This is a genomic window from Spiroplasma endosymbiont of Megaselia nigra (genome assembly GCF_003987485.1).
Lineage (GTDB): Bacteria > Bacillota_I > Bacilli_A > Mycoplasmatales > Mycoplasmataceae > Spiroplasma.
On record NZ_RCOO01000075.1, the window covers coordinates 1 to 5,334 of the forward strand.

The following is a 5,334-nucleotide window of genomic DNA, read 5'->3' on the forward strand; positions in this document are numbered from 1 at the left end:
TATAACAAAATACAAAAATTTTAATGAGCTAAAAAATATGATAGATAATTATATTGTTGAGTATAATAATTATAGAAGGGTTTTAAAATTAAAAATGCCTCCAATTCAATTTGAATTAAAAAGCATTTTAAATTAAAAAAATAATTCTCAGTTATTTGAAACTGTGCACCAAATCCGCTTCAGATAACTGAACAAATGTTTGGTATTTCAATTGAAGAAATTTTATTAAAATTTAATTTTAAGTTTCAAAACTATATGCTAATTAATCAAAATACATTGCAAAAAAATATCGGCAATTGACAAATATTGGTTTAATTCCAACCCCAAAATATATTAAATGATACCACCGCTATTTAATTACCAAACAACTTTTGAATCAGGTTTTAATTCCACAATTTTTACATTCTCAAATAATAAATATTTTACAATTAGAAACTACTGATACAAAAAAGATAATAAATAAATTACAACAATATTTAGCAGGAACTTATGTAAAATATTTTAATATTTTAAGGTTATTTTGTGTTTTTTAATTTAAAATCTAAATTAAAATTTTTAAAACAAGAACAATTTTTATTAGTGGATGGTATTATTGATTAATAGTTATTGGTCAATTTTAGTCGTTTTATGTTTAGGGTTTATTTTGATTTGGCAACAACAAAAAATTTATTGAGGAGTATTAATTTTTGCAATCATTGTTTCAGCATTATGTCATTATTATTTACAACAACCAAGTTTGCAGGAGAACAACATTGTTTGTGGCAAAATTCAAAAACAAGGAAATGGTTATTATTATTTTAGTGTTGGTTGAAAACAATATTTTTTAAAAACAACTATTAATTTTAATTTACATGATCAAATTTGTTTACAGGGTTATTATTCAAACATTAAATCAGGACCTAATGTGTATGAATTAAATATGCAATCATTTTTGAATGCTAATAACATTTTTCATCAGTTTAATATAACAAAAGTAATTGATGTTAAACCTGGAAATACTATTCTTGCCAAAATAACAAAGTTTTTTAATAGTTATGATAACTTAACAAAAGATACGCTTGCTTTATTTTTATTTGGACAAAAACAAAGACAACACTTGTTTTATATGATTATTTTCTTCAATTGGGCGTTATTCATTTGTTAATTGTTTCAGGTTATCATCTTAATATTTTGTTTTATATTTTAAGCAAAATTTTTAAACGAATAATACGACGAAAAGGTTATTATTTTTTAATTTACTTATTCTTATTTTTTTATTTATATTTATTAAATTTTTATTTTGCTAGTGTAAAAGCAATTGTCTTGTTATCGTTATAACTATTTAATGTTCACTTTTGAGACTATAAATTAATAGCAAAGCAAAAATGAAATTTAAGTATTTTATTAATATTATTATTTTTTCCATATAGTTTTTTAGGAAGTGGGTTTTGATATATTTTTACAATAACATGATTATTTTTAAACTTAAATTCAAAAACAAAACATTATTATTTTTGACAGAAATTGCTATATTATAACTTAATGGTATTTATTTTTCTACTTGGATGAATGCTATATTTTAATTATCAATTAAATTTTTCTAGTATTTTATTTAATTTATTATTGTTACCAATCTTATCATTAATTTATTTATTCTCTTTAATAATTGTTTTTATACCACCATGTTATTTTATTTATCAATATTTTTACTTATTTTTAATTAATTATATGGTGATTTTAAATAAAATTAATTTAATATGAAATATTGGTTATGTCCCTTTGTGATTTCTTTTATTATATTATATTCTTTTATGAGGAATGAATAAAAGTGTGTTTGGAAACAAAATATTTAGAATATTTTGCATTCTATCAATAATTTGTTATAGTTTGCAATCATATTTTACTAGTATTCATTATTCAATGACAATGTTAAATGTTGGTAACGGTCAAACAATTGTTTTTCAAGACAAGCGTACTTTAAAAACAGTTTTATATGATGTTGGTGTTGGCTATGGTCGTTCAAAACAATTAGTTAGTAATTATTTAAAATGAGCAGGTATTAATTGAATTGGTGCTATTTTTGTTTCACATCAACATGATGATCATAAGAATAATTTACCAACTGTAAAAAAATATTTTAATGTTAAACAAGTAATTCAAAATGATACAAAATTGAAAACATTTCAATTTGGTGGATTAGGATTTACTGTCTTACATAAAACAATTAATGATAAAGATGAAAATAATAATAGTTTAGTGCTTTTGGTTAAAATAAGTCAATATCAAATCTTATTAACAGGTGATATTAGTAAAAAAATTGAAATAAATTTATTACGAGAAAAATTATATCCGATCACTCTGTTACAAGTTCCGCATCATGGTTCAGAAACTAGTTCAAGCTTAGCATTTTTACAAAAAATAACACCAAAGGTTTGCTTCATCTCTGGTGAAAAAACAAAACGCCAAAATTATCCAGCGCCAATTGTTGTTGAAAATTTAAAAACAATTAGGTGCCAAATTTATTTTACAAATGGTAGAAGGAATCTTCAATTTAATATTATGTCAGCATCAACAGCAATTAAATTATTTTAAATCCCTAATTTATTTTTTACTTTATATGATAATATTACTTTGTCATAAGTTTTAGAACATTCTAAAGGAGCTTTAAAAGATGTTTTTAATATATGGAGAAGATGCTTTTTTAATTAAAATGCAAAAAAATAAGATTTTAAAAAAAATTAATCCTGATAATGAGTATTATTTACAAGAATATAATTATTTAGAAGACCACCTATTATCTATTCTGAATGATGCCAACACAATTCCAATGTTTTCAGAAAAAAGAATAATAATGGTTAATGATAGTTATTTTCTTACAGAAGAAAAGATTAAGACAAAAATAGACAATAAAAGTTATTTAACAAGTTTAATGGAATATTTAACAGCTCCAAATCCGAGTACTTTTATTATTTTTATTTGTCCAGTCAATAAACTTAGTAATCGTTTAAAAATAACTAAACAAATGTTAGCACTAACTAGTGTTTTAAAAGCAACAAATTTATCATATAATGAATTAATTAAGTTTATTGATGATTATATTACAAAGCATAATGGGACGATTAAACAAAATTTAATTTCTAAGATTGTTGAATATTTGCCAAATAATTTATATATTATTAAAAATGAATTAGAAAAATTGTTATTAATAAACTCAAATATTACGATGGAATTAATTGAAAATAATATGACAAAGTATTTAGATACCGATATTTTTAAATTAGTTGATGATTTATTAAAAAATGATTTGAATAGTTTTTTAATAAATTATCATTATTTACAAGAACGGGGTTTAAATAGTATTGCTTTATTAGCATTAATTACCAACAGTATTATTTTTACAAGAGATATTATTGTTTTATCTGCTTTAAAAAAAACACCTTCACAAATTGCAGAAATTTTACAAATTCATCCGTTTCGAGTAAAAAAAATTTCAGAGCATATGCATAATTTCAGTATTAATAAAGCAAATAATATTATTCAAGAATTATTTTGAATTGATTATAATATAAAAAAAGGTATAATAAGAAAAGAAATTAGTAGTGATTTGTATTTAATTAAATTATTTGATATAAATTAAATTATTACAAAAAGAGAGATGAGGGACATAAATAAATGAAAGAAAATAAATTATATGCCCATATAGTTTATACATTATATAATATCTTTAACGATGATAATATTAAGGCACAAGTAATAGTTAACCAGGACTTTAAAAAATTAGTAATTCAACAAATTTGTAATTTATTAACATTAGAAAAAGAATTTAATGCAAATTTAAATGATAATAAATTTACTCTTTCATTTGCTCAAGTTTTGGCTGATATTACTAATGAATCAGAAACAATTGAAAAGGTTGACGGGGCTACTTTTAATATTTTAGATGAAGAATATGTTGCTTTTGTGCAATATATTGTTTCAAATTTTGGTGTTGAAAAAAATTATATTACCAGAGAAAACATCGTTACTAATGAGTTAATTGATGCCACAGCTGATTTTACTGATGAAAAAGCAATTGATAATGCTCGTGATAAGTTAAAAGTTAAAGCTAATGAAGAAAGGGCAAACGCATCACAACCGGAAGTAGGACCAGCAAGAGGAATTGGGGGCATAGGAGCGCCAATGGGTGGCATTAGCCTGGACTTTAGTGATCCAAGTAAATTTGATATGTCACAAATGATGCAGCAAATGGCAAATATGCCAATTCATCCACGCTTAGACCCACGGTTTTATTTTTATACTTCAAAACCAAAGTATATGCCAATTTTAAAGAAAATTGTTGCTCGTTTTGTTATTTTAGCTTCTGTTTTGTTAATTTTATTGTGATTTTTAAATTCCTATTTAAATATCTATTTAGACACAAAAGTAATTGTTTATACAATCCCAGGAACTAGTGCAATTTTTATTATTGGTGGTGGTGCTGATAGTGCTTTACATAATGCTAACAATAATTTTAGTGAAGTATTTAGTTTTGGTTCAAAATATAAATTTTTATTAATGCACTCCGCCGGATTGCAAACCTTCTCAGGAATTTTATCGATTTTGCCAGGAATTTTCTTGGGTTATGAATTATTAGGGAAAAAGCGTTTTAAACGGGATAATTATGTTGTTAGATTCTGACCAGTTGTATTATCAATCATTATTCTTCTTTATTCTTCATTGTCATTAATTCAAGTATTATTACCAAATGTTGTTGAGAAATATTTTAATATTATATCGGTACCTAATAATGGCTATATTATTAAAAACGACCCACAATTAGAAATAACAGAATGATTATTATTACCAGATTCAGATTTAACTATGACAATTAATAGTTTAGTAAGCGAAGTTTATAATAGCACAACTTACCAAGTATTACATATTTTTACAATTATTTCAATGATTGCTGGTCTTCTTGCAGGAATTATGGTTATTATTTTAGCAGTTTTAGCTCCTAAAACAGACCGTAATAAATTAATTCGTGCCAATACAGAATACCAAAAAGCAGTTACTGCAATGATGAATGGACAAAAATATGAAATGGATCCAACATTATTTGATGATGAGTTTAAGAATGATAATGTTTTTGAAAAAGATGATTCTAATAAATCAAAAGATAAATAAAAAAAAATCATATTAATTATGATTTGCACAGTTTCAAATAACTGAGAATTATTTTTTTAATTTAAAATGCTTTTTAATTCAAATTGAATTGGAGGCATTTTTAATTTTAAAACCCTTCTATAATTATTATACTCAACAATATAATTATCTATCATATTTTTTAGCTCATTAAAATTTTTGTATTTTGTTATA

The 5,334-nt window shown here is 23.3% G+C and carries 8 protein-coding genes; 7 read left to right on the forward strand and 1 reads right to left on the reverse strand.

What is annotated here, in order from left to right; genetic code table 4:
* The first annotated feature begins 1 nt into the window (after nt 1).
* From D9R21_RS08655 to D9R21_RS04155, 7 genes are all read left to right on the forward strand, one after another.
* Nucleotides 2–136 (forward strand): IS3 family transposase, encoded by a 135-nt coding sequence (locus D9R21_RS08655; RefSeq protein ID WP_126820873.1) that lies wholly within the window; start codon nt 2–4, stop codon nt 134–136.
* A 160-nt stretch (nt 137–296) separates the two neighbouring features.
* Complete coding sequence (locus tag D9R21_RS04140; RefSeq protein WP_241568745.1) at nt 297–533, forward strand: hypothetical protein; 237 nt, start codon at nt 297–299, stop codon at nt 531–533.
* Between the two features lie 50 nt (nt 534–583).
* Nucleotides 584–1,144 carry a hypothetical protein gene (locus D9R21_RS08350; protein ID WP_241568746.1) on the forward strand — a complete coding sequence of 187 codons (561 nt, stop codon included), beginning with the start codon at nt 584–586 and terminating at the stop codon, nt 1,142–1,144.
* Nucleotides 1,138–1,317 (forward strand): hypothetical protein, encoded by a 180-nt coding sequence (locus D9R21_RS08355; RefSeq protein ID WP_241568747.1) that lies wholly within the window; start codon nt 1,138–1,140, stop codon nt 1,315–1,317. The genes D9R21_RS08350 and D9R21_RS08355 overlap by 7 nt, the downstream gene beginning before the upstream one ends.
* A gap of 582 nt (nt 1,318–1,899) precedes the next feature.
* Nucleotides 1,900–2,571: a ComEC/Rec2 family competence protein gene (locus D9R21_RS08360; protein ID WP_241568748.1), complete on the forward strand. Its 672-nt coding sequence runs from the start codon at nt 1,900–1,902 to the stop codon at nt 2,569–2,571.
* Between the two features lie 79 nt (nt 2,572–2,650).
* Nucleotides 2,651–3,616 carry a DNA polymerase III subunit delta gene (gene holA, locus D9R21_RS04150; protein WP_126821218.1) on the forward strand — a complete coding sequence of 322 codons (966 nt, stop codon included), beginning with the start codon at nt 2,651–2,653 and terminating at the stop codon, nt 3,614–3,616.
* A gap of 35 nt (nt 3,617–3,651) precedes the next feature.
* The gene (locus D9R21_RS04155; RefSeq protein WP_126821219.1) at nt 3,652–5,142 is read left to right on the forward strand and encodes a hypothetical protein; all 1,491 of its coding nucleotides are present in this window, start codon (nt 3,652–3,654) and stop codon (nt 5,140–5,142) included.
* 56 nt (nt 5,143–5,198) lie between these two features.
* Here D9R21_RS04155 and D9R21_RS08660 read toward each other — a convergent pair whose 3' ends face one another.
* The gene (locus D9R21_RS08660; protein ID WP_126820873.1) at nt 5,199–5,333 is read right to left on the reverse strand and encodes an IS3 family transposase; all 135 of its coding nucleotides are present in this window, start codon (nt 5,331–5,333) and stop codon (nt 5,199–5,201) included.
* Between the last annotated feature and the right edge of the window lies 1 nt (nt 5,334).